This is a genomic window from Frankia sp. CeCAU1 (genome assembly GCF_977971845.1).
Window position 1 is genome coordinate 2,215 of record NZ_CDWWXA010000250.1, and the last position, 1,715, is coordinate 3,929.

Genomic DNA, 1,715 nt, shown 5'->3' on the forward strand with positions numbered 1-1,715 from the left:
TTAATAAGGTCCGTTCTTGATGTTGTGGATCAGGGTGGTGAGGTCCTGGACGGTGGGCGCGGTGATCGGCGCGGGTTGGATCCGCCGGTCGAGGCCGTCCAGGACTGGGGTCATCTCGTGGATCGCGTCGCCGACGGCTCCGCGGGGTGAGCCCAGCAGACGGGTGAGGGCCTGCTGCTGGGTGGTCCACCGGTGGTGGATCACGGTGACCAGCAGCCGGTCGGATAGCGACAGGGGCCCGCGTCGCAGGACCCGGTGACGGGCGCGCTTGGGGTGCAGGCTGATGGGCGGGTGGTCGAGGATGTACTGCTCGACGGAGGCGAGCAGGGTGGCGTACTCGCCGCCGTTCATCCCGGTGATCGTCGGATGGTGTAGCCAGTCCGGGGCCCGGTCGTCGGGCTGGCCGGTCTCGACGTACCGGGACGCCGGCGTCGAGACGGCGCGGGGTGGCGCCGGGGCGAGGGTGTAGTTCCACGGGCCGTGCCAGTCGTGGGCGGTCAGTGGTAGGGCGTCCATGACCTCGTCGGGCACGGTCAGCCCGGTCGGGTAGGAGCCGGGGTCGAGTTCGGCGTGGACGCTCAGCCCGGTGCGAGTCGTCGTCGCGCCGATCGTGTTGACCACGACCTCGTGGCTGGTCAACGGCCGGCCACGCCAGTTCGTACTGATCCGGGAGAACAACCGGTGCTCGATCTTGTTCCATTTCGACGTGCCCGGCGGGAAGTGGCACACGGTGATCTGCAGGCCGGTCGTGCGGGCGAGGTCGGCCAGTTCGGTTTTCCAGGCACGTACCCGGTAGCCGTTGGCTCCGCCGGCGTCCGCGGTGATCAGCAGCCGGGTCGCGGTCGGGTAGCGGTGACGGCCTTCCCCGTCCCACCAGCGACGCAGGGTCGCGGCCGCGAACGCGGCGGTGTCCCCGTCGCAGCCGACCGACACCCAGCCGGTGTCGGCGGCCAGGTCGTAGACCCCGTAGGGCACTGCCTTCTGCGCGCCCTTGGCGGGAAAGTCATGGGCGCGGACCCGCACCGGCTGCCCCTTACGGTGCCACTCCCGTCCGGCGACGGCGTAGTCACCGAGGACTTCCTTTTTCTTCGTGTCCACACTGACGACCGGCTGCCCGCCCGCGGTGAACTCCTTGACCCGTTCGTTGATATAGCGAAACTGGTCGTCCCGGTCAGGGTGACGTGCGCCCTCGGTCGTGCGTGAGGTGCCCTGCAGGCTGAACCCCTCCGCCCGCAGCAGCCCACCGACCGTATCCGCGCCGACCGGATGCCCACGTGCGGTGAGCTGCTCGGCGAGCCGGCGGGTGGACTTCACCGTCCACCGCAACGGCGACTCCGGATCCCCCCGCTGGTCGGGCTCGACCAGCGCCAGCAGCGCCGCCACCAGCTCCGGATCCTTCTCCCGCAACGCCTTACGACCCCCACCCGGCGCGCGCACCCGGCCCGTCGAGGCTGCGCCCGCCCCCAGCTCGGCGACACCACGCGAGACCGTGTCCACCGATACCCCGGCCGCCCGGGCCACCAGACGGATCCCGCCATGCCCGAACGCCCGCGCGTCCGCACCCAGCACCAGCCGGCGCTGCCGCTCATCCAGATGCGGCAACAGCACCGCGAACTTCTCCGCGAGCACCACCTCGTTGATCCGCTCCACACGCCGGAGCGTCCCACGATCTCCCACGTAGATCAAAGACCGGAGTTATTTTCCGGCGACTCCCT

The 1,715-nt window shown here is 70.3% G+C and carries 1 protein-coding gene; it reads right to left on the minus strand.

All coding sequences use genetic code 11. The features are described from left to right. Positions 1 to 1,650, minus strand: coding sequence for an ISAzo13-like element ISFsp13 family transposase (locus tag AC08OO_RS23100; protein ID WP_476619085.1), 1,650 nt, complete (start codon positions 1,648 to 1,650; stop codon positions 1 to 3). Positions 1,651 to 1,715: the final 65 nt, after the last annotated feature.